The sequence below is a fragment of the Rhizobium leguminosarum bv. trifolii WSM2297 genome (assembly GCF_000271845.1).
The window spans coordinates 2,879,805-2,901,068 of sequence record NZ_JH719395.1 but is presented as its reverse complement, the minus strand read 5'-3'; the positions used below and the strand labels follow the sequence as shown (position 1 = coordinate 2,901,068).

The following is a 21,264-nucleotide window of genomic DNA, read 5'->3' as shown; positions in this document are numbered from 1 at the left end:
TGCAGGCGGGGAAGCGCCGCATCGTTTCCCGCCACAGTTCTAAATTTGGGCGCTGCCGCCTGGCTTCAAGGTCGGCGATACGGAATCAGGTTCGGTTCCCGGCGAGTTTTTCCGCAAGCGTGTTGGCCTGTTCCTGCGCGGTGCGTTCGGCGGGATAGACGTCAAGGAAACGCTCCCAGACTTTCAAGGTCAGCTGGTCGTTGCCGGAATTGCTGAGGATCGCCGCCATGCCGGAGAGAGCGCCGAAATGGCGCGGCTCGAGATCGAGCACACGTTCGATGTCGGACATCGACTTGCGATAATTGCCCATGACGAAGTTCAGCGTCGCGCGGCGGTTCCAGCTTTCGGCATAATCGGGCTTCAGCGCGATCGCCTCGTCCAGGAAATCGAGGGCGGCGGGATTGCGCTTTTCCTCGATCGCCTTGTCGGCCCACTGCATCAGCAGATTGACGGTGGCGCTGCCGGAATCGTTCCATTCCATGCGGATCTCATTGGCGATGCCGCTGGCTTTATCAGGGTCGCGCTCGCGTTTCAGCTGGCTGAAGAGCTGGTCGAGGTGCTGTTTCGGCGAAGAGTTGACATCCGCCTGCTCGACGATAACGTCCTTCTCCGCCGCAGTGGCCGGAAGGGTGGCGGTGAAGAGGATCAGGGCGAGCGGCAGCGCCGCTGACGTCAAAGCAAAAAAGCGCATGGCGGACATATTAGCCCGCCAACGCCGAAGATCAAACAAATTTGACGTGATCACCGCAGCGACCCACCGGATATCTGCCGGCGCAAACTGCGCGGGCGAAGCGATCCGGACGCGCGAAATCAGCCCTGACGAGCCTTGTAGCGCGGGTTCAGCTTGTTGATGATGTAGATGCGGCCCTTGCGGCGAACCAGACGGTTGTCACGGTGGCGAGCCTTGAGCGACTTGAGCGAATTCTTGATCTTCATTTTTCTGATCCGCGATCTATGGGGGAATTCACATTCGCCCGTATCTTTTAACAATCAAAAGCGCGCCGTCGGGGCGCGCTCTTTAGGTGGGGGAGCAGATACCCCGTCACCTTTTCCGTGTCAACCGCATGACGGTGTTTTTCCCAAGGCGCAGCAGCGTTTTCTCAGTTGGAAATCGACGATTTCGGCGTCAAGGTGGTGACATGGCCCATCTTGCGGCCGGGGCGCCACTCGGTCTTGCCGTAGAGATGGACCAGCGTATCGGAGCGCTTCAGCCAGTCGGGAACGGCAAGGATATCGTCGCCGATCAAGTTCTGCAGGACGCAGTCGGAATGGCGATCCGCATTGCCGAGCGGCAAGCCGGCAACGGCGCGGATGTGCTGCTCGAACTGGCTGACGACGCAGGCGGCCTCCGTCCAGTGGCCGGAGTTGTGGACACGGGGCGCCATCTCGTTGGCAATCAGGCCGCCATCGGCAAGCACGAAGAATTCGATGCCGATAACGCCGACATAGTTCAATGCTGCAAGGATCTTTTCGGCCGATCTGCGGGCGGCCTCCGCCGTCGTCGGCAAGATCGCAGCCGGAACCGTCGAGGTGTGGAGGATGCCGTTGCGATGGACATTCTCGGCGGGATCGAAGCAGACGACCGTGCCGTCCGTGGCGCGGGCGGCGATGATCGAGACCTCGCGCTCGAAGGCGACGAAACTTTCGAGGATCAGCGGCACGGCGCCGAGCGCGGCATAGGCGCCATCAGCGCTGTCGGCCACTGAGCGGAAAACCTTCTGACCCTTGCCATCATAACCCAGACGGCGCGTCTTCAGCACGCCCTGGCCGCCGAAATCGTCAAGCGCCATTTCGAGATCGGTCTGGCTGTCGACCGCGTGGAAGCGGGCGGTTGATATGCCGCAGCCATTGAGGAAACGCTTTTCGACGAGGCGGTCCTGGGCGGCTTCCAGCGCCTTCGGCGGCGGATAGACGGGCACGCTTGCCGCGAGCGTCTCGGCGGCTGTGACGGGCACGTTCTCGAATTCGTAGGTGACGACATCGCAGATATCGGCGAGTTCGGCCAGGGCCATCGGGTCGTCATAGGCGGCGGTGATCTGCCGGTTGGCGAGCTGGGCGGCCGGGCAGTCCGCCTGCGGCTCGAGAATGACCGTGCGAAAGTTCAGCCTGGCGGCGGCAATGGCCAGCATGCGGCCGAGCTGGCCGCCGCCGATGATGCCGATCGTTCTTGCCGTCATAGATTGTCCATCGGGTATTCGGCGACGGCAGCACTCTGGCGCTCGCGCCACTCGTCGAGCCGGTCTGCGATTTCTTCGTCGGAAAGGGCAAGGACGGCGGCGGCGAGAAGGGCGGCGTTGACCGCGCCGGCCTTGCCGATGGCCAGCGTTCCGACAGGAATGCCGGCCGGCATCTGCACGATGGAAAGAAGGCTGTCCTGGCCGGAGAGGGCCTTGGACTGGACCGGCACGCCGAAAACCGGCAGCGGCGTCATCGATGCAGTCATACCCGGCAGGTGGGCGGCGCCGCCGGCGCCGGCGATAATGACCTTGAAGCCCTCCGCCCGCGCACCCTTGGCAAAATTGACCAGCCGGTCGACTGTGCGGTGCGCCGAAATGATGCGTGCATCATAAGGGATCTCAAGCGCCTCCAGCGTGTCGGCGGCGTTCTTCATGGTCTCCCAGTCGGACTGGCTGCCCATGATGATGGCGACGGACGGTCTGTCTGTCATCATTGTGCTATCCCCCTCAGGCGATGATGTCAGGGATGATCTGATCTTCCAGCTTCGAAAGCCTGTCCTTGATGACGAGCTTCTTCTTCTTCATGCGCTGGATCCGCAGAGCATCGCATCCGATCTGGATCATGGCGTTGATCGCGGCGTCGAAATCCTCGTGCTCTTGGCGCAGCCGCGCCACGGTGAGCCTGATTTCCGCCTGTTCCTGATCGGCCATATGCATTCCCCGTTATCGTCCTCGGACCTTGTCCGATCTGCCGATGATTTCCGCAAGCTCCTATCACCAAATACGGGTAACGGCTAGTTAGTCTTGATCATGAAATTGCCATCCAGTCTTCATCTTTTGGCCTTCGACAAGCCTTCAAAAATATGTCACAGTCCGCCGCGTTGACACCTTGATCCCCGACGATGATGGCCGGGGAGGGTAAGAGGAAGGAAGGGTCAAATGACAGTTCAAGCTCATCTTGAATCACTCCAGAAAAAGCATGTTGCTCTCGAGGAGGAGTTGCACGCGCTCAGAACAGCTCCCTCTATCTCCGATACGGAAATTGCCGAATGCAAGCGCCGCAAGCTGCGCATCAAGGACGAGATTATGCGTCTCAAGTCGTCCGTCCACTGATCTTCCCAAGGGTCGCCGGTCGATCATCTTGCGAAAGAAAAGGTAAATCCATCCATTCCGCCTAATATCAGCAAGAACCGGTGATTTTACACCAGAATTGCGCCAGCCCGATGCCAGCGGCATTGCGGCTGGCGCTTTTGCGAGCGCCGCGCTTCAAGTCGCATGCATAGGATGGGCGGCGCTGAAATGTCAGCCTGTTTCAAGCCCAGAACTGATCCAGCCATAAATTGAGCTTGTCGAAACCGCGGTTGTTGACCGTGTAGATGCGTTTCGTGCCTTCCGAGGTCACCGAGACGAGATTGCTGTCGAGCAGCGCCTTTAGATGTTGCGACACGGCGGGGCGGCTGATCGGCAGGCCCTCGGCGAGCTCGTTGACGGTCCGGGGCGCACGACGCAATTCCTCCAGCAGAAACCGCCGGTTCGGATCAGCAATCGCAGAGAAAGGGTCCGTGTTCGACATGACGGGAACGCTACGTCAAACCGGGCGTTCCAGCAAGGAAATTGTGCATTGCAGCGTGCTGCTGCGGCCCTACCTGCCAAGACCCTCGCGCACGATCAGGAAGGCTGCAATCAGGGCCATCGCATACATGAAGGGATAGAAGACCGCCGGCTTCATGCGGCGCACGCACCAGGCGCCGGCAAGGGTGGCGAGCGGGGCGAAGGGTAGAAGCGTCGCGGAGGTGGCGAGATTCTGGGTGTCGAGCTGACCGAGTGCGAAATAGGGGATGAGCTTGATGGCGTTGAGGATCGCGAAGAAGCGCACGCTGGTGCCGGTATATTCGCGTGGTTGCAGCTTGAGCGGCAGGGCGTAGACCTGAAAGGGCGCACCGCCCGCATGGGCGACGAAGCTGCCGTAGCCGGAAAATGTACCCCAGAGGCCGGCGGCCACCGGCCGCTGGCCGCGCGGCGGGACGATCTTGCCGGCGCCCGGGCCGTAATTGTTCCAGAAATAGCGCAGGCAGAAGAGGATGGTCACAGCGCCGATGACGATGCGCAGCATGTTGCCCGGAACGAGTGCTGCGGTCGCCCAGCCGAGCGCAATGCCGAAGACTGCGCCCGGCAGCATGATCTTCAGCGTCGCCCAGTCGCCATGTCGGCGCCAGATGACGAGCGAGATCATGTCCATGAAGACCAGGATCGGCAGCAGGATGGCTGCCGCCTCGACCGGCGAGACGACGAGGGCGAGGAAGGGCAGGCCGATCAGCGACAAAGCGTCGCCCATACCGCCCTTTGCGAGGCCCACCAGGAGAATGGCGGGCACGGCGGCATAGTAGAATGACAGATCCTGCGGCATGCTTTCGGCATCCTCCTCTTGCCAGCCTCGTCTAACGGAACTACTCACACAAAACGAGTGCGGATCCCTCCTTTCGAAGGGGAATTCGCAGGAAACGGAAAGACCTCATGACCGAACCGGAAAACCGCTGCCGCCTTGTGCTCATCACACCCGATATTGCCGATGCCGATGAACAGGCAAGGATCGTCGCCGACGCGCTGAAGGGCGGCGATGTCGCTTCGGTGATCGTGCCGCAATATGGGCTCGATGATGGCACCTTCCAGAAACATGCCGAGAAGCTGGTGCCGTTGATCCAGGATGCGGGGAGTGCGGCGCTGATTGCAGGTGACAGCCGTGTTGCTGGACGGGCAAAGGCTGACGGCCTGCACCTTTCCGGCAATGCCGAGGCGCTTTCGGAAGCGATCGAAAAACATGCGCCGAAGCTGATCGTCGGCGGCGGCAACGCAGCCGACCGTCACCATGCGCTTGAAATCGGCGAAGTCAGGCCGGACTATATCTTCTTCGGCAAGCTCGACGGTGATATCAAGCCGGAGGCGCATCCGAAGAACCTTGCGCTCGGCGAATGGTGGGCCTCGATGATCGAGATTCCCTGCATCGTCATGGGCGGCACCGACCCGGCCTCGGCGCTCGCCGTCGCCGAGACCGGAGCGGAATTCGTGGCGCTGCGGCTGGCGGTCTTCGGCGAGCCCAGCCGGGCGCCGTCTATCGTTGCCGAAGTCAACGCCTTGCTTGACGAAAAAGCGCCACGGTTTGAGGATTGAAATCGCGCTCATGCCGATCCCGACCGCCCGCCCATTGAAATTTTTCCTTGCCAGCATGGCCGCCTTCGTTGCGGCCGGGCCGGGTGTCGTCCTGGCGCAAGCCACCGACAGCGTCATCAGCCAGCCGGGCTCGGCGCCGGCTTCGACCTTCCGCACCGACCGGCCCGCCGGCCCTGTCGTGCGACCCTCCGATGGTGTCGGCGTGTTCGACCGTATGGGTGCGAAGCTGCCGGACCTGCCGCCGGAGAAGGATTACAAGGGGCCCGTCGACGAGGCTTATGGCGCCTTCCAGCGCGGCTATTACCTGACGGCAATGGACAAGGCGCTGCCGCGCGCCCAGCTCGGCGATGCGGCGGCGCAGACGCTGATCGGCGAAATCCTCTCGCAGGGGCTTGGTGTCAAGAAGGACGTGAAGAATGCCGCCTTCTGGTACGGCAAGGCGGCCGAAGGCGGCGATGCGGCGGCAATGTTCAAATATGCGCTGATCCTGATGGAAGGCCAGGGTGTGCCGCGTAACAAGGTCAAGGCCGACGACTACATGCGCAAGGCGGCCGAGGCCGGCAATCCTTCGGCGGAATTCAACTGGGCGCAGCTTCTGATCGCCGACAATCCCGGCGAGAAGGGACTGAAGCTGGCGCTGCCATTCTACGAGAAATCGGCCGAGCAGGGCATTGCCGATTCGCAATATGCAGTGGCGCAGATCTATGCGACGCTGAAAGACTTGCCTGAGGAAAAGAAGCAGCTCGCCCGCGAGTGGATGGCGCGTGCAGCGCGCGCCGGTTTCGACACGGCACAGCTCGATCTCGGCATCTGGCTCGTCAACGGCGTCGGTGGGCCGAAGGATTACGTCAAGGGCTTCGAATGGCTGAAACTTGCCGCCAATGGCGGCAACGTCGTCGCACAGAACAAGCTCGCCCATCTTTACATCAATGCCATCGGCACGGCGCCCGACCCGGTGGAAGCGGCGAAGTGGTACGTCCTGTCGCGCCGGGCGGGGCTCGCCGATCCGTCGCTCGAGGATTTCTATCTCGGCATCGAGGACGATCAGCAGAAAGCGGCGATCGAGGCCGCCAACAAGTTCCGGCGGCGATAGCCGGCGCACATTTGCTGAAATTGCTCCAAAGCGGTCGCATTAAATGCGAATCATGCGAGGCGCTTCAGAAAAGCGCGTCGGCGAAAAGATCCTCGTCGTTTTCGGCTTTGACGGTCTCGGCGGGCGCCGGGGTGCTGTCCTCACAGGCAGGGATGATGTCGCGATGAATGCTGCGCTCCTGGACCATCGTATAGTGTTTGAAGATATTGTGGTCGAGCGAAGCGATCACTTCCGTGAGATCGGAGATATCGGCGACCTCGGTGCCGGCGGCGCTTTCGAGCAGCTCGGCGCAGCGGGTTAAGACTTCGCCGAGATCGCGCTGGAAATCGAGCTTGCCGATCAGCAGGCTGATCTTGGTGGCGACCTCGCGGCCGTTCTCGGCGAGTACCTTCAGTTCGTTGTCCATCATATTGGCGGCGGAGCGGATGTTGCCGACGGCCGACGTCAGGCTCTCTCCCAGACCGCCGGCCCCGACATCGGTGGCGGGGGCGACGCGCCCGGCTGCGGCTTCAAGGGCAGGCAGGCCGCTGACGATGGCGTCGGCAGATTCGTCGAGCTTGCCGGCGAAGATGCGCAGCTCGGCGGTGACGACGTTGATCGACCTGCCTTCCTCGCCAAGGCGGCTGCAGCGCAGGTTGGTGTTCAAAGCCATGTAATGGATGTCGGTCTTGACGGCGCGGATGTTGGCGATCGATTCAGAGAGCTTGGCGGCCGTGCCTGATGTCGATTGGCTCACCTGGTCGGCCTGGCGGCTTGCCGTGTCGACCTGCTGGACGATTTCGTGGGCGGCCGAAACGCTGGATTCCAGCGCACGCATAAAATTGCCGCCGGCTTCGCCGGTCGCACCGCTCATCTGGTCGCGTAGCTTCAGAATCTCCCGCATGTCGTGATCGAAACTGGCGATCGTCGTGACGACGTTCTGCGAATCCCGCTGGAAATTGGCGCACATGTCGCTCATCTGCGCCGCGGTCAGATGGTGGATCACGTTCTGCAGGCGCTTGCGAGCGCCGGCATCGAGCTTTGAGCCATCTTCGCCTGCAAAGAATTCCTCAAGCAGCGAGAGGGTGGCCTGCACATGCTCGATGCGCTGGCGGGTGATGTCGCCGATCTGCAGGGCTGATAGCGTCGAGGCGACCTTGCTCTGGACGCCACGTGCAATCGCGCCGACTTCGCGGGCGACGCCGCCGAGATGCTTGCGGTGTTCGGCGATCTTGGCGGCATCGTCGCGCAGGGCGGCGGCGACAGCCGGAACGGTGTCGGCATAGCCCTTGGAGACACTGGCGCCGAAGGAGGCAGCGAGTTTGACCTCCTTATCGAGGCTGTCGAGATGCGTGGCGAAACGATTGACCTCATCGGTGCCGGAATAGATTCGTTCCAGAATCTCCTGAGCGAAGCCGGCGAATTCGGGAAGGCCGGCGCCGGTGATCTTCACGGTGACGGCGAAGGTTCTGAGATAACGCATCGTCTCCTGCATGTCGGACACGTATTTGCGCAGCTCCCTGCCGGTCTGCGCCAGCGAGACGAGTGCCTGCTGACGATTTTCTTCGGTGGCCGGCAGCGCCGTCAGGCTCTCCACCGTGGCACGGAGATCAGCGCCGGTATCGCTCGACTCCCCATTGTCGAGCGCCGCGGTGACGCTCTCAAGAGAATTCAACAAGCGGTTGAGAACATCCATCACGGAGAGCAGTACCGTGCCGCCTTCGAGAAAACGTTCCTCGACCCGGCCGCGGGCGGATTCCAGGGTCCGGCCGATGTCCCGGCCGGTTGTGTGGGCTGCAGCGGTCGGCGATACCAGAGCGTGTGCCAACATTTATACCTTTTCTTAAAACTCAAGCTTATCAGACTCTATTTCTACGAGCAGGATGGAAACGTCCGGTAAACGCGCCGGACTCGTCAGCGTTGTGATTAACGAAAGATGTGGATGCGCGCCGTCCGAACTTCTTAGCGGGTAAATAGTGTTTAACCTACTGCTTTTATTTTATCTTTTTCTAAATTTTGAGGGAAAGATACAACTTATTCCGGATGAGAATTGGGAGTCCCCAGGACCCGTTATGCGGTAGTTTTATACAACCGCTGTTTACCCTGCATTAACGCTGCCGTGAGAGTCCTTTAGGGGTCATCAAGTATTTCTCTGGCCGGGGAGGCTGCGTTGGATACTCCTAAACAATATTACGAATATATAAATTTGCCCGATTTGCTGAGTATTCGCTCCGCGTGCGAACTATATTTAAAGTTTACTGATGAGTTTCGCAGTCGAGATACAATTATCATCAACATTCCCGAAAGTGCAGAAGCGGATCTGAGTTTCATTCAACTCATTGAGTCGTCCCGCCGCCAAGCAAAAGCCGACGGGAAGACATTCAAGCTTTCTACTCCTGCACGTGGCTCGGTCCTGAAGGTACTCGAACGCGCAGGTTTTACCGAATCTTTTGATCAAGAAGATTCCAAGTTCTGGTTGCATAAAGAGGTAACGTTATGAGTGCAAATATTCTGACTGTCGACGATTCCGCCAGCATCCGCCTGACCACCAAGGTCACGCTTACCAATGCCGGTTACCGCGTCACCGAGGCCGCCGACGGGGCCGAAGGCCTCGCGACGGCCAAGAGCAGCAGCTTCGATCTGATCGTCACCGATCTCAACATGCCGGTCATGGACGGCCTGACGATGATCGAGGAACTGCGAAAGCTGCCTGGGCAGGCCGGTGTTCCGATCATCTTCCTGACAACGGAATCGGATGCCGATCTCAAGGCGCGGGCCAAGGCTGCCGGCGCGACGGGTTGGCTGACCAAGCCGTTCGATCCGGAACATCTGGTGAAGATCGTGAAGAAGGTGCTCGGACGATGAGTACGCTCGATCCCGTTGCCGTGTTCCGCATGGAGGCTGCCGAATGCCTCGAGGCGATCGAGGCCGGTCTTCTCGACCTGACCCACCAGCTCGACAACAAGGATATTGTCGACGCCGTGTTCCGCGGGCTCCACACGCTCAAGGGTTCCGGCGCGATGTTCGGTTTCGAGGCGCTCGCCGCCTTCACCCATCATTGCGAAACCGCCTTCGACCGCGTTCGCAAGGGCGAGGTCGCGGCGACCAGCGAACTCGTCGCCGCCGTTCTTGCCGCCCAGGACCATATGCAAGCCCTCGTCGACCAGCCGGACGCCGATCACGGCGACACCGGCAGCAAGCTTCTGGCACAGCTGCAGGCTGCCGTCGGCGGCAAGGCGACGGCGCCTGCCGCCGCAGTGGCCGCTATTGCCGCGCCCGCGGTCGTGCGGGAAGTATCGGCGAAGACGAAAAACAGCTGGCGTATCCGCTTCAGCCTGCCGGCCAATTCGATGGCCAACGGCACCAACCCGCTCGGCCTGCTGGACGAGCTGCGCGATCTCGGCGAATGCACGGTGCGGGCCAACACCTCGGCCATTCCGCCCCTTGGTGAACTCACGCCGACGGAACTGCATATTTCCTGGGATGTCATGCTGACCAGCGAGCAGGACCGCTCGGCGATCGACGACGTCTTCATCTTCGTGCTCGACGATATGGAACTCAGCGTCGAAGAGATCGGCGGGCCGGCGGCGGCAACCGCCGCTCCGATCGTAGAAAATCCTGCATCTGTACCCGCCGCCGAAGAATCGGCGACCGCCGTTCCGCCGGCCACCGTTCCGGAATTCCGCCCCGTCGAGGCGGTACCGGCCAGGCGCGAGCCGCCTGCCGCCGTCAGCCAGGCGAAGGCGGCCGAGAATGTCCGCGTTCCGGCCGAGCGTTTGGACGAGCTGATGGACCGCGTCGGCGAGCTCGTCATCGCCCAATCGCGCCTTAGCCAGCTCGCCGGCGCCAGCACCGATATCGCGCTGCGCTCCGTCTCGGAAGAAATCGAACGGCTCTCCGGTGAATTGCGCGACACGATGATGGTGCTGCGCATGGTGCCGGTCGCCACCCTCTTCTCCCGCTTCCGCCGCCTCGTTCACGATCTCGCCCGCGAGACCGGCAAGGTGATCGAGCTGGTGACGGAGGGCGAGAGCACCGAAGTCGACAAGACGGTCATCGAGCGGCTGGCCGATCCGCTGGTGCATCTGGTGCGCAACTCGATCGATCATGGCCTGGAAATGCCGGCCGATCGCCTTGCCGCCGGCAAGAGCCAAGCCGGCACGGTGACGCTTTCGGCCCGCCAGGCGGGCGGCGAGGTGATCATCTCGATCAAGGACGACGGCCGCGGCATCAATCGCGAACGGGTTCGCGCCAAGGCGGAATCATCCGGCCTTATCCATCCCGGCCAGCCGCTTTCCGACTCTGAGCTGCTGCAGCTGATCTTTGCCCCCGGCTTTTCGACGGCGGCAGCGATCACCAACCTGTCCGGCCGCGGCGTCGGCATGGACGTGGTCAAGAAGACGGTCGAAGCGCTTCGCGGCGCGATCGACATCGTTAGCGTGCCGGGACAGGGCTCGGAAGTATCGCTGCGTATCCCGCTGACGCTTGCCATCATTGACGGCCTGCTGGTGCGCGTCGGTTCCGGCCGTTACGTCATCCCGCTTTCGGCGGTCGAGGAATGCCTCGAACTTTCGCTCGAGGAAGATCTCCGCTCGCGCGGCCGCAGCTTCATCTCGCTGCGCGACAGCCTGGTGCCGTTTCTGCGCCTGCGCGACCTCTTCCGCACCGGCACCAAGCCCGACGTCCATCAGAAGGTCGTCGTCATATCCACCGGCACGGAGCGCGTCGGCCTCGTCGTCGACCAGATCATCGGCGACCACCAGACAGTCATCAAGTCGATGTCGAAACTGCATAACGACGTCGCGACCTTTTCGGGCGCGACCATTCTCGGCGACGGCAGCGTCGCCCTTATTCTCGACGTCGGGCACCTGGTTGCCGCGGGTCAGCATCAGGAGGCGCAATTGCGGGTAGCAGGATGAGCGCAGCAGCAACAGCCGAACGATTCGACAATCACTGGAGCTATGCCGAAGAAGTCGAGGTTCTGACCTTCGACCTTAACGGCGAGACCTTCGCGCTGGAGGCGGCCATGGTCCAGGAAATCCTGGATCTGCTTCCGGAGACTGCGGTGCCGGGCAGCCAGCCTTTCGTCGCTAGCGTCATCAATTTTCGCGGCAAGGTCATTCCACTTGCCGACCTGCGTCTCGCTTTCGGGATGGAAGCGGCAGAGGCGACGATCGACAGCCGCTTCATCGTCATCGAGATCGATCTGCAGGGCGAGCAGACGCTCGTTGGGCTCAGAACCGACAAGGTGAACGAGGTGACGACGTTGGCAAAATCCGCAAGCGAGGCGCCGCCGAGCATCGGCATGCGCTGGCGCGCCGACTACATCAACTGCCTGGTGAAGAGGGGCGGAGAGTTCATCATTCTCCCCAATCTGCAGGCGATTTTTTCATCGAAGCACGACGCGGCAGGAGCCGCCAGCTGACGTCGGCTGAGTTTAAGTTGGGGGTAGACCGATGCGATTGACAATCAAGACAAAACTGGTGACCGCGTTCACCTTCATCATCCTCATGCTGATGGGCACCGCTGCCTACGGCATCTTGAGCCTGGGATCGCTGAACGACACGATCGGCAATCTGCTTGCCGGTCCGGCAGCCCGTCTCGATCTCGCGCAGCAAATCAACATTGCCCAGCTCGAGGCTATCCGACAGCAGAAGAACCTGCTCACCGCCCGCACTGCAGACGAGACTGCCGGTTCCATCGCCAAGGGCAATCAGGCCCGCAACGACTTCGCCGATGCATTCGGCCATGTACTGACGTTGGCAACCGAAGAGGGCAAGGTTCGCTGGGCGCGTATCGCGGAACTTTCCAAATCCTTCAATGCAGCCGACGACCAGATCCGCGATTATGTGAAGGCCGGGAACGCCGAAGCCGCAAATACCGTCTCCGTCACGGCGGCTCGGGCCGCTGCCAACGATATCGACTCGACGCTCGGCGAAATCCTCACTCTCGAAAAGCAGCGCATGAAGGCTGCCGACGAAAGCGCCGACGCGCAGTATGCGACCACACGCACGATGATGATGGCGGTAGCCGGCGTTGCCTTGCTGGTTGCGGGCATTACCGCCTTCTGGATCGCCAGCACGATCAGCAAGGGCCTCAACCGGGCCAACACCGTGGTTCGCGAAGTGTCGGAAGGCGATCTGACGAAGATGGCCGATATCACCAGCCGTGACGAAATCGGCGAGCTTCTCGGCAACGTCAACATCATGATCGAACGCCTGCGCGGCGTCGTTGCCGATGCATTGTCGGCCGCCGACAACGTCTCTTCCGGCAGTCAGGAGCTTTCGGCAAGTTCCGAGCAGGTGTCGCAGGGCGCCAGCGAACAGGCTGCTTCGGCCGAAGAGGCTTCCGCCTCGATGGAGGAGATGGCCGCCAATATCAAGCAGAATGCCGACAATGCGGCGCAGACCGAGAAGATCGCCCGCCAGTCGGCCAAGGATGCGGAGATGAGCGGTGAAGCGGTGACGCGCGCCGTCGACGCCATGCGCACGATCGCCCAGAAGATCGGCATCGTCCAGGAGATCGCCCGCCAGACCGATCTCTTGGCTCTGAACGCCGCAGTCGAAGCGGCGCGCGCCGGCGAGCACGGCAAGGGCTTTGCGGTCGTCGCCTCGGAGGTGCGCAAACTTGCCGAACGCAGCCAGTCGGCTGCCGCCGAAATCAGCGCCATGTCGGGCGATACGGTCAAGGCTGCCGCCGATGCCGGCGACATGCTCGGCCGCCTGGTGCCCGATATTCGCAAGACGGCCGAGCTGGTTTCGGAGATCAGTGCCGCCTGCCGCGAACAGGATATCGGCGCCTCGCAGATCAACGAAGCGATCCAGCAGCTCGACAAGGTGACCCAGCAGAATGCCGGCGCATCCGAGCAGATGTCGGCCACCTCCGAGGAGCTCGCCTCGCAGGCCGAAGAACTGCAGACGTCGATCGCCTTCTTCAAGGTCGATACGGCAGGCAGCGCGCGATCCGGCGTCAACAAGGCGCAGCCAAAAGCTTCGGCCAAGGTGCTCAAGCCCTCAGCCGCTGGCCACAGGCCCGCATCGCAGGCCCACGGCCAGGGCCGTGGACAGACGATTTCGACTCAGCAACAGCGTCTCAAAGGCTTTGCTCTCGATATGTCGATGGGCGGTCCTGATGCCGGCGACGACGACTTTAGGGAGAGCGCATAAAGCGCTTGCCCGGAGGCGAAGGTTATGCGCCTTCGCCTCCATGTGATCCCTCTCGCTACTCGGTGGACCCAGGGCGGGAATATCCCCCAACGCATGTAGGCGTTGGCGCTGCGATCGACAGATGTCCGGCTGCCAGGAAGTGAATGTAGTCGCTCTCCCCTCAGGCACATCACGATCAAGCTCGACGTCCCGCCAAGGGGACATGTTCTCTATCCATTGGTTTTTGACCGCTTATAGGGGGTATCACATGCGTTTCACTATCAAGCTCAAACTGGGGCTTGCGTTCGGCATCATGACGCTGCTGCTGATCGCCATCGCGGTTTATGGGAGTCTGAGCCTCGGCACTTTGAATGACGCGAGCGCCCAGATGATCGACGGATCAGTGCGCCGACTGGAGCTGGCCCTGACCGCCAATGTCGCCGAGGTCAACGCAATCCGTTCCCAGAAGAATGCCTTGCTCTCGACAGATCCCGAAATTGCTGCTGGTTTTTACAAGGACGCTGACCGGTACTTGCAGGACATGTTCGATGCCGTCGATGGCGGTCTTGCCATCGCCTTGCCGGAAGGCAAGCCATATTGGGAGAAATTGCAGACGATCGGCGCGAAGTTCCGCGAAAGATCCGCCGAACTGCAGCAACTCGACGCAAGAGGCGATCAGGCCGGCGCGCTGGCGCTTTCACTCGGCGACCTCAGGACGATGACCGACGATATGGGCGCTGCGATTGCGGCGCTCGTCGAAATCCAACGCAAAGGAATGAAGGCGACCGCCGAATCGAACACCCATCTTTATGGCTCGACGAAGCTGATCCTCGGCAGCGCGTCCGGCATTGCCGTGCTCATCGCTCTCGGCGCCGCATTGTGGATTACCCTTGGAATCAACAATGGTCTGCGGAAGATCACGACTGTCGCAAACGCCGTGGCACTCGGCGACCTTAATCAGACAGTCGATGTCAGGACCAATGACGAGATCAAGGATTTGATCAATACGGTCAATACCATGACCGCCAATCTGCGCGCCACGGCGGCCCTTGCCGACCAGATTGCCACGGGCGACCTCAGCACCGATGCCAAGCCGCTCTCGGACAAGGATACGCTCGGCATCGCGATGCAGAGCATGATCTCCAATCTCAGGACCACCGCCGGCATCGCCGACCAGATCGCCAATGGCGACCTGACGGTGTCTCCGAAACCGCTTTCCGACAAGGATGCGCTTGGCATCGCCCTTGAGCAGATGGTCGAGCGCCTGCGCGGCGTCGTTGCCGACGCGATCTCCGCTGCGGAAAACGTTTCGGCCGGCAGCCAGGAACTGTCCTCGAGCTCCGAGCAGGTGTCGCAAGGTGCCACCGAACAGGCCGCTTCGGCCGAAGAGGCTTCCGCATCGATGGAAGAGATGGCTTCCAACATCAAGCAGAATGCCGACAATGCCGCTCAGACGGAAAAGATCGCCCGTCAGTCGGCCAAGGATGCGGAAGCCAGCGGTGAAGCCGTCTCCCGCGCTGTAGAGGCCATGCGCACGATCGCCCAGAAGATCGGCATAGTTCAGGAAATTGCCCGTCAGACCGATCTGCTGGCGCTCAACGCCGCCGTCGAAGCTGCGCGCGCGGGTGAACACGGGAAGGGTTTTGCGGTCGTCGCCTCGGAAGTTCGCAAGCTTGCCGAACGCAGCCAGTCGGCTGCGGCCGAAATCAGCTCGATGTCGAGCGATACCGTGACGGCCGCCCAGGAAGCGGGCGAGATGCTCGGCCGGCTGGTGCCCGATATCCGCAAGACGGCGGAACTGGTTTCCGAGATCAGCGCCGCCTGCCGTGAACAGGATATCGGGGCTGCCCAGATCAATGAAGCGATCCAGCAACTCGACAAGGTGACCCAGCAGAATGCCGGCGCCTCCGAGCAGATGTCGGCAACCTCCGAGGAACTCGCTTCGCAGGCCGAAGAACTGCAGACGTCGATCGCCTTCTTCAAGGTCGATATGGCGGGCGCGCGCCGCGCGCACGCGCCTGCCGCAAAATCCACTGCCCGCAGCCGGGTTCAAGCCGCACCGCGCAAACCGGCCGGCAAGGCGCCGGCCAATACGGTCGCCGGCCAGCAGGCCCGCGTGAAAGGCTTTGCCCTCGACCTGTCGATGGGCGGTCCCGACACCGTCGATGACGAGTTTCGGGAGAGCGCTTAGGCGCTCCCCTGGGGAAAGCGCATGAGCGTTATCCCCGTTCGCAACGGTCGCGGGCCAGCCAGCATGGCCCGCGGCACATACTTCCGGCTCGGGGGAGCCGGGATGGAAGTCTATTCATTTCTTTCCGTGGCATGTTTTCGCCTGACGGAATTCTTTGCTGCATGATGCCGCGCCGCCTGGACCATATTTATTGCCTCGCTCTCACAGAGGAATATTGAGATGCGTATTACGATCAAACTTAAGCTCGCAGCCGCTTTCGGCTTTGTCATATTGTTGCTGGTGGGCAGCGCGGTTTATGGAATCATCAGCCTCAGTTCACTGAACGATGCTGTCGGCAATCTTGTTTCCGGTCCTGCAAAAAGGCTGGAACTGGCACTGGAAGCGAAGACTGCCGAGCTCGATGCCGTTCGCTGGCAGAAGAACGCGCTTCTGGAAATGGATGCCGACGTCGCCAAGAAGGACTACCTGAATTCGGCGAAGAGCGTCGATGAAATGCTCACCTTCGCGACGGGCGGCCAACTGCTCGCAACGGCTGAGGGCAAGCCCCTCTGGGACAGGCTGGTCGAGCTGGCCAAACGCTTCGATGAAGGTTCCAGCAAGGTCGCCTCTATCCAGCAAAGCGGTGACAGGGCAGCGGCCGTGGCACTTTCCTCGGGGGAGGTTCGCGCCCTTGTTACAGAAATGGAAGATGTTTTCGGGAGACTCGTCGCACTTCAGCAGACGTCGATGGCGCAAGCCGATGCCGATACCGATGTTCTTTATAGTTCGACGAAGACCATGTTGATCGGTATCGCAATCGGAGCGTCCGTCATCGCTTTCGCCGCTGCGCTGTGGATCGCGCTCGGCGTCAACAGCGGCCTGCGCAAGATCATGAATGTTGCCAGCGCTGTCGCCATCGGCGATCTGAACCAGAAGGTCGAGATCAGGACCAACGACGAGATCAAAGACCTGGTCAACATGATCAACGTCATGACGGATAATCTGCGCATCACCGCCGACATCGCCACGCAGATCGCCGACGGCGACCTGACGGTGTCCCCGAAGCCGCTTTCGGAGAAGGATACGCTCGGCATTGCGCTCGAACAGATGGTTGAGCGGCTGCGCGGCGTCGTTGCCGATGCGGTCGTTGCCGCCGAAAATGTTTCGGCCGGCAGCCAGGAACTGTCCTCGAGCTCCGAGCAGGTGTCACAGGGCGCCAGCGAACAGGCCGCTTCGGCTGAAGAGGCTTCCGCCTCGATGGAGGAGATGGCCGCCAATATCAAGCAGAATGCCGACAATGCGGCGCAGACCGAGAAGATCGCCCGCCAGTCGGCCAAGGATGCGGAGATGAGCGGTGACGCGGTAACGCGCGCCGTACAGGCGATGCGGACCATCGCCGAGAAAATCAGCATCGTCCAGGAAATCGCCCGTCAGACCGACCTGCTGGCGCTCAACGCCGCCGTCGAAGCGGCACGTGCCGGCGAACACGGCAAGGGTTTTGCAGTCGTCGCCTCCGAGGTGCGCAAACTTGCCGAACGCAGCCAGTCGGCAGCGGCGGAAATCAGCTCGATGTCGGGCGATACGGTCAAGGCCGCTCAGGACGCCGGCGATATGCTCGGCCGGCTGGTGCCCGATATTCGCAAGACGGCCGAACTGGTTTCGGAGATCAGTGCCGCCTGCCGCGAACAGGATATCGGTGCTGGCCAGATCAACGAAGCGATCCAGCAGCTCGATCGGGTGACGCAGCAGAATGCCGGCGCCTCCGAGCAAATGTCTGCGACCTCGGAAGAGCTCGCGAGCCAGGCCGAAGAACTGCAGGCCTCGATCGCCTTCTTCAAGGTCGATATGGCAGGCAACCGCCAATCCCGCGTCCCGGCTGCCAGAGTGACTATTCGTAGCTCGGCGCCCGTCGCCGGCCGCAAGCTCGGCGGCAGGAAGCTCGCCGCCAACAGCGTCGCCGGTCAGCAGGCGCGGGCGAAAGGCTTCGCTCTCGATCTCTCCATGGGCGGTCCCGATGATGGGGACGCCGAATTCAAGGAAAGCGCCTGATCATGGCTCCAACATCTCTGGAAGCGCAATTCGTGACCTTCAGCCTCGGCGAGGAGATTTTCGCCGTGCCGGTCGAGGTCGTACGGGAAATCCTCGATTATGCGGAAGCTTTCAAGATTCCGAATGGTCCCGACTATCTGCTCGGCCTGCGCGATGTGCGCGGGCAGGGCGTGCCGACGATCGATCTTCGATTGAAGCTCGGCATGACGAAGACGGAGCCGACGCCGCATACGCGGGTGCTCGTCCTCGACGTACCGATGGAAAGCCGGCTCCTGACACTCGGCCTCGTCGCCGACCGCGTCTTCGAGGTCACGCCGTTTCGGCGTGATCAGATCGAAGCGGCGCCGGACATCGGCGTGCGCTGGCGCTCGGATTATATCGCCGGCGTCGTTCGCCGTGAAAACGGCTTTGTCGTCATAATCGATCTCGGGCGGCTCTTGTCGCGCGAGGACGCCTCGGCACTGCAATCGGCGGCCTGACCGCGCGTCAACCCGGAGTACTGCGTTCTATGAGTATGGCAGCAGCGGTGGAAACCCAATTGCCCGGCGACCGGATCAGCAAGCGCAATTTCGAAAAGCTTGCCCGGTTCATCTATGATTATAGCGGCATCAAGATGCCGCCGACCAAGCTGACGATGCTCGAAGGGCGGCTAAGGCGCCGCCTTCGCGCCACCAACCACTCGACCTTCGACGATTATTGTGACTTCCTGTTCAATCAAGACGGCCTCGCCCAGGAAACCGTCTACCTGATCGACGTGGTGACGACCAACAAGACCGACTTCTTCCGCGAAGCCAAGCATTTCGACTATATGCAGAGCGTGGCATTGCCGGCGATTGCCGGCAGCGGCGTTCGCACTATTCGCACCTGGAGTTCGGCCTGCTCGACGGGAGCCGAACCCTATACGATGGCGATGGTGCTGGCGGAGTTCACCGAGGGTCGCAACGACCTCTCCTACAGCGTGCTGGCGACCGATCTTTCCACCGATGTGCTGCAGACGGCGCGCCGGGGTATTTATCCGGAAGATCTAATCGCACCGGTGCCGCGCGACCTGCATCGCAAATACGTGCTGACGGCCAAGCAGCCGAATCGGCGGGAGGTGCGCATCACGCCGAAACTGCGCAGCAGGATTGGTTTTGCCCGCATGAACCTGATGGACGAGAAATACCCGGTCGGCGAACCGATGCACGTCATCTTCTGCCGCAACGTGCTAATCTACTTCGACAAGCAGACTCAGGCCGGCGTGCTCAACCGTCTCTGCGGCTGCCTGGCGAAGGGCGGCTACATGTTCATCGGCCATTCCGAATCGATCACCGGCTTCGATCTGCCTTTGAAGCAGGTCTCGAACACGGTGTTTCAGCGCATTTAGAGGCTTCATGGCTAAGAAAATCCGCGTTCTCATCATCGACGATTCCGCCAGCATCCGTCAGACGCTGACCTATGTGCTGGAGCAGGATCCCGATATCGAGATCATGGCGGTGGCGTCCGACCCCTTCGTGGCGGCGCGGAAACTGCAAGAAGAGACCCCCGATGTCATCACGCTCGATGTGGAGATGCCGCGCATGGACGGCATTACTTTCCTGCGCAAGCTAATGGCGCAGCGGCCGATCCCCGTGGTGATGTGCTCGTCGCTGACGGAAGCCGGTTCGGAGACATTGCTTCAGGCGCTGGAGGCCGGTGCCGTCGACGTCATTCTGAAATCGAAGATCGGGGCCGCCGACGGTCTCGCGGAAGATGCCATGCGGATTCGCGAAGTCGTCAAGAGCGCCTCGCATGCGCGACTTTCCAATGTGCGGCGCGCCGCCGGAACTATTCGCTCGGCTCCTCCGGAGGGGCCGGCCAAGAAGCTGACAGCGGATGTGATGCTGCCGCCGCCGACGGGCCGCGCCATGGCGAAGACGACGGAAATGGTGGTTTGCGTCGGCGCCTCTACCGGCGGCACCGAAGCGCTGCGCGAGTTCCTGGAGGAACTGCCGGCCAATGCGCCCGGCATGGTGATCGTCCAACATATGCCGGAGAAATTCACCGCCGCTTTCGCCAAACGCCTGAACGGTCTCTGCGAGGTCGAGGTCAAGGAAGCCGTCGATGGCGATCCCGTGCTGCGCGGTCATGTGCTGATTGCGCCGGGCGACAAGCACATGCTGCTCGAACGCCAGGGTGCGCGCTATTATGTGAGCGTGAAGACCGGGCCGCTGGTGTCGCGGCACCGGCCTTCCGTCGACGTGCTCTTTCGTTCGGCGGCGCGCTCGGCCGGCTCGAACGCCATGGGGATCATCATGACCGGCATGGGTGACGATGGTGCGCGCGGCATGCTGGAAATGCATCAGGGCGGCGCCTACACGGTGGCGCAGGACGAGGCGAGTTCCGTCGTTTTCGGCATGCCGAAGGAGGCAATCGCCAAGGGCGGCGTCGACCGAATCCTGCCGCTCGATCAGATCGCTCGTGAAGTGCTGATGACGCAGCAGAAGTTCTGAGACCCTTTTAAACCGCTCCAGCCGGAATAATGCCGGTTTCCTCCGACGCAAGGCAGCCATGCGCGCCTCCCCTTGAAATTTCCCTGATTTTGTGGTCTTGAGGCCGCCAATCTATTCAGCGCTGCCTGTCATGCATGTTCAGGGAACCTTCCCGCCCCTGGCAGCGCGCACCTCGTATCAGTCCCAAGGAAATTGCGCCGATGGCCCGTTCAGCTCTTCTCAATGTCATGGTTCAGGCTGCCCTCAAGGCAGGAAAATCGCTGGGGCGTGATTTCGGCGAAGTGCAGAACCTGCAGGTGTCCGTCAAGGGGCCGGGCGACTTTGTTTCCACCGCCGACCGCAAGGCCGAAAAGATCGTCAGGGAAGAGCTGCTGAAGGCGCGTCCGACCTATGGCTTCCTCGGCGAGGAAAGCGAAGAGATCAAGGGCACGGACGGCGCGCATCGCTGGATCGTCGATCCGCTCGACGGCACGACGAACTTCCTGCACGGCATCCCGGCCTTCGCCGTCTCGATCGCGCTCGAGCGCAATGGCGAAATTGTCGCTGCGGTCATCTTCAACCCGGCGACCGACGAACTCTATACCGCCGAGCGCGGCGGTGGCGCCTTCCTCAACGACCGGCGCCTGCGCGTCGCCGCGCGCCGCGCGCTTTCGGATTGCGTCATCGGCTGCGGCGTGCCGGCGCTCGGCAAGCGCAATCACGGCAAGTTCCTGGTCGAGCTTCGTCACGTGATGGGTGAAGTTGCGGGCATCCGCCGCTTGGGATCGCCGACACTCGATCTTGCCTATGTCGCGGCCGGGCGTTTCGATGGTTTCTGGGAAGCTGAGCTTGCGCCCTGGGACATGGCAGCCGGCATCCTGCTCATCCGCGAAGCCGGCGGCTTCGCCACCGATTGGGACGGCGGGACGGCCATTCTGGAGAGCGGCGCGATCGTCGCCGGCAACGAAGCCATCCACAAGGCGCTGATCGAAGTGGTCAAGCGGCCAATCCCCGCCAAGTAAGCGGATGAAAA

Annotated in this window: 22 protein-coding genes; 14 read left to right on the top strand and 8 right to left on the bottom strand. The window is 61.6% G+C overall.

Translation table 11 applies throughout. The features are described from left to right. Positions 1–85 precede the first annotated feature (85 nt). The 5 genes from RLEG4DRAFT_RS29335 to RLEG4DRAFT_RS29315 form a co-directional block, all read right to left on the bottom strand. Positions 86–700: a hypothetical protein gene (locus RLEG4DRAFT_RS29335; protein WP_003582205.1), complete on the bottom strand. Its 615-nt coding sequence runs from the start codon at positions 698–700 to the stop codon at positions 86–88. 110 nt (positions 701–810) lie between these two features. Then, complete coding sequence (ykgO, locus tag RLEG4DRAFT_RS29330; RefSeq protein ID WP_003582204.1) at positions 811–936, bottom strand: type B 50S ribosomal protein L36; 126 nt, start codon at positions 934–936, stop codon at positions 811–813. 164 nt (positions 937–1,100) lie between these two features. Continuing rightward, positions 1,101–2,177: a 5-(carboxyamino)imidazole ribonucleotide synthase gene (locus RLEG4DRAFT_RS29325; RefSeq protein WP_003582203.1), complete on the bottom strand. Its 1,077-nt coding sequence runs from the start codon at positions 2,175–2,177 to the stop codon at positions 1,101–1,103. After that, complete coding sequence (gene purE / locus RLEG4DRAFT_RS29320) at positions 2,174–2,668, bottom strand: 5-(carboxyamino)imidazole ribonucleotide mutase (protein ID WP_037094900.1); 495 nt, start codon at positions 2,666–2,668, stop codon at positions 2,174–2,176. Before purE ends, RLEG4DRAFT_RS29325 begins: the two co-directional genes overlap by 4 nt. 16 nt (positions 2,669–2,684) lie before the next feature. Continuing rightward, a complete protein-coding gene (locus RLEG4DRAFT_RS29315) occupies positions 2,685–2,888 on the bottom strand; it encodes a YdcH family protein (RefSeq protein WP_003566445.1) in 204 nt (67 codons plus the stop codon). Between the two features lie 228 nt (positions 2,889–3,116). Between RLEG4DRAFT_RS29315 and RLEG4DRAFT_RS39425 the strand changes: the two genes are divergently transcribed. Continuing rightward, on the top strand, positions 3,117–3,290 hold the full coding sequence (locus RLEG4DRAFT_RS39425) for a YdcH family protein (protein WP_003566443.1): 174 nt from the start codon (positions 3,117–3,119) through the stop codon (positions 3,288–3,290). 199 nt (positions 3,291–3,489) lie between these two features. On the opposite strand, the gene RLEG4DRAFT_RS29305 is transcribed toward RLEG4DRAFT_RS39425, so the two are convergent. Further along, positions 3,490–3,750, bottom strand: coding sequence for an ArsR/SmtB family transcription factor (locus tag RLEG4DRAFT_RS29305; protein WP_003542830.1), 261 nt, complete (start codon positions 3,748–3,750; stop codon positions 3,490–3,492). A gap of 69 nt (positions 3,751–3,819) precedes the next feature. Then, positions 3,820–4,584, bottom strand: a complete 765-nt coding sequence (locus tag RLEG4DRAFT_RS29300; RefSeq protein ID WP_003582199.1) for a sulfite exporter TauE/SafE family protein — start codon at positions 4,582–4,584, stop codon at positions 3,820–3,822. Between the two features lie 107 nt (positions 4,585–4,691). On the opposite strand from RLEG4DRAFT_RS29300, the gene RLEG4DRAFT_RS29295 reads away from it, so the two are divergent. Together RLEG4DRAFT_RS29295 and RLEG4DRAFT_RS29290 are read left to right on the top strand one after the other, a co-directional pair. Further along, positions 4,692–5,345, top strand: a complete 654-nt coding sequence (locus RLEG4DRAFT_RS29295) for a thiamine phosphate synthase (RefSeq protein ID WP_003582197.1) — start codon at positions 4,692–4,694, stop codon at positions 5,343–5,345. Between the two features lie 10 nt (positions 5,346–5,355). Beyond that, positions 5,356–6,438 carry a tetratricopeptide repeat protein gene (locus tag RLEG4DRAFT_RS29290; protein ID WP_003582196.1) on the top strand — a complete coding sequence of 361 codons (1,083 nt, stop codon included), beginning with the start codon at positions 5,356–5,358 and terminating at the stop codon, positions 6,436–6,438. Positions 6,439–6,502: 64 nt separating this feature from the next. Here the strand turns inward: RLEG4DRAFT_RS29290 and RLEG4DRAFT_RS29285 are convergent, their stop codons facing one another. After that, positions 6,503–8,245 carry a chemotaxis protein gene (locus RLEG4DRAFT_RS29285; RefSeq protein WP_171898276.1) on the bottom strand — a complete coding sequence of 581 codons (1,743 nt, stop codon included), beginning with the start codon at positions 8,243–8,245 and terminating at the stop codon, positions 6,503–6,505. Between the two features lie 342 nt (positions 8,246–8,587). Between RLEG4DRAFT_RS29285 and RLEG4DRAFT_RS29280 the strand changes: the two genes are divergently transcribed. The 11 genes from RLEG4DRAFT_RS29280 to RLEG4DRAFT_RS29230 all read left to right on the top strand — a co-directional run bounded on the left by RLEG4DRAFT_RS29280 (position 8,588) and on the right by RLEG4DRAFT_RS29230 (position 21,253). After that, positions 8,588–8,917, top strand: coding sequence for an STAS domain-containing protein (locus RLEG4DRAFT_RS29280; RefSeq protein ID WP_003582194.1), 330 nt, complete (start codon positions 8,588–8,590; stop codon positions 8,915–8,917). Next, positions 8,914–9,282, top strand: a complete 369-nt coding sequence (locus RLEG4DRAFT_RS29275; protein ID WP_003582193.1) for a response regulator — start codon at positions 8,914–8,916, stop codon at positions 9,280–9,282. Before RLEG4DRAFT_RS29280 ends, RLEG4DRAFT_RS29275 begins: the two co-directional genes overlap by 4 nt. Continuing rightward, positions 9,279–11,336, top strand: a complete 2,058-nt coding sequence (locus RLEG4DRAFT_RS29270; RefSeq protein WP_003582192.1) for a chemotaxis protein CheA — start codon at positions 9,279–9,281, stop codon at positions 11,334–11,336. The genes RLEG4DRAFT_RS29275 and RLEG4DRAFT_RS29270 overlap by 4 nt, the downstream gene beginning before the upstream one ends. Continuing rightward, positions 11,333–11,842 (top strand): chemotaxis protein CheW, encoded by a 510-nt coding sequence (locus RLEG4DRAFT_RS29265; RefSeq protein WP_003582191.1) that lies wholly within the window; start codon positions 11,333–11,335, stop codon positions 11,840–11,842. Before RLEG4DRAFT_RS29270 ends, RLEG4DRAFT_RS29265 begins: the two co-directional genes overlap by 4 nt. A 31-nt stretch (positions 11,843–11,873) precedes the next feature. Beyond that, the gene (locus RLEG4DRAFT_RS29260) at positions 11,874–13,583 is read left to right on the top strand and encodes a methyl-accepting chemotaxis protein (protein WP_003582188.1); all 1,710 of its coding nucleotides are present in this window, start codon (positions 11,874–11,876) and stop codon (positions 13,581–13,583) included. 247 nt (positions 13,584–13,830) lie between these two features. Beyond that, positions 13,831–15,753: a HAMP domain-containing methyl-accepting chemotaxis protein gene (locus RLEG4DRAFT_RS29255; protein WP_003582186.1), complete on the top strand. Its 1,923-nt coding sequence runs from the start codon at positions 13,831–13,833 to the stop codon at positions 15,751–15,753. Between the two features lie 219 nt (positions 15,754–15,972). Further along, positions 15,973–17,781, top strand: a complete 1,809-nt coding sequence (locus tag RLEG4DRAFT_RS29250; protein WP_003582184.1) for a methyl-accepting chemotaxis protein — start codon at positions 15,973–15,975, stop codon at positions 17,779–17,781. Positions 17,782–17,783: 2 nt separating this feature from the next. Further along, on the top strand, positions 17,784–18,260 hold the full coding sequence (locus RLEG4DRAFT_RS29245; RefSeq protein ID WP_003582182.1) for a chemotaxis protein CheW: 477 nt from the start codon (positions 17,784–17,786) through the stop codon (positions 18,258–18,260). Positions 18,261–18,289: 29 nt separating this feature from the next. Then, positions 18,290–19,147 carry a CheR family methyltransferase gene (locus RLEG4DRAFT_RS29240; RefSeq protein ID WP_003582180.1) on the top strand — a complete coding sequence of 286 codons (858 nt, stop codon included), beginning with the start codon at positions 18,290–18,292 and terminating at the stop codon, positions 19,145–19,147. A 7-nt stretch (positions 19,148–19,154) separates the two neighbouring features. Then, complete coding sequence (locus RLEG4DRAFT_RS29235; RefSeq protein WP_003582179.1) at positions 19,155–20,252, top strand: protein-glutamate methylesterase/protein-glutamine glutaminase; 1,098 nt, start codon at positions 19,155–19,157, stop codon at positions 20,250–20,252. Between the two features lie 200 nt (positions 20,253–20,452). Continuing rightward, a complete protein-coding gene (locus RLEG4DRAFT_RS29230) occupies positions 20,453–21,253 on the top strand; it encodes an inositol monophosphatase family protein (RefSeq protein WP_003566429.1) in 801 nt (266 codons plus the stop codon). Positions 21,254–21,264: the final 11 nt, after the last annotated feature.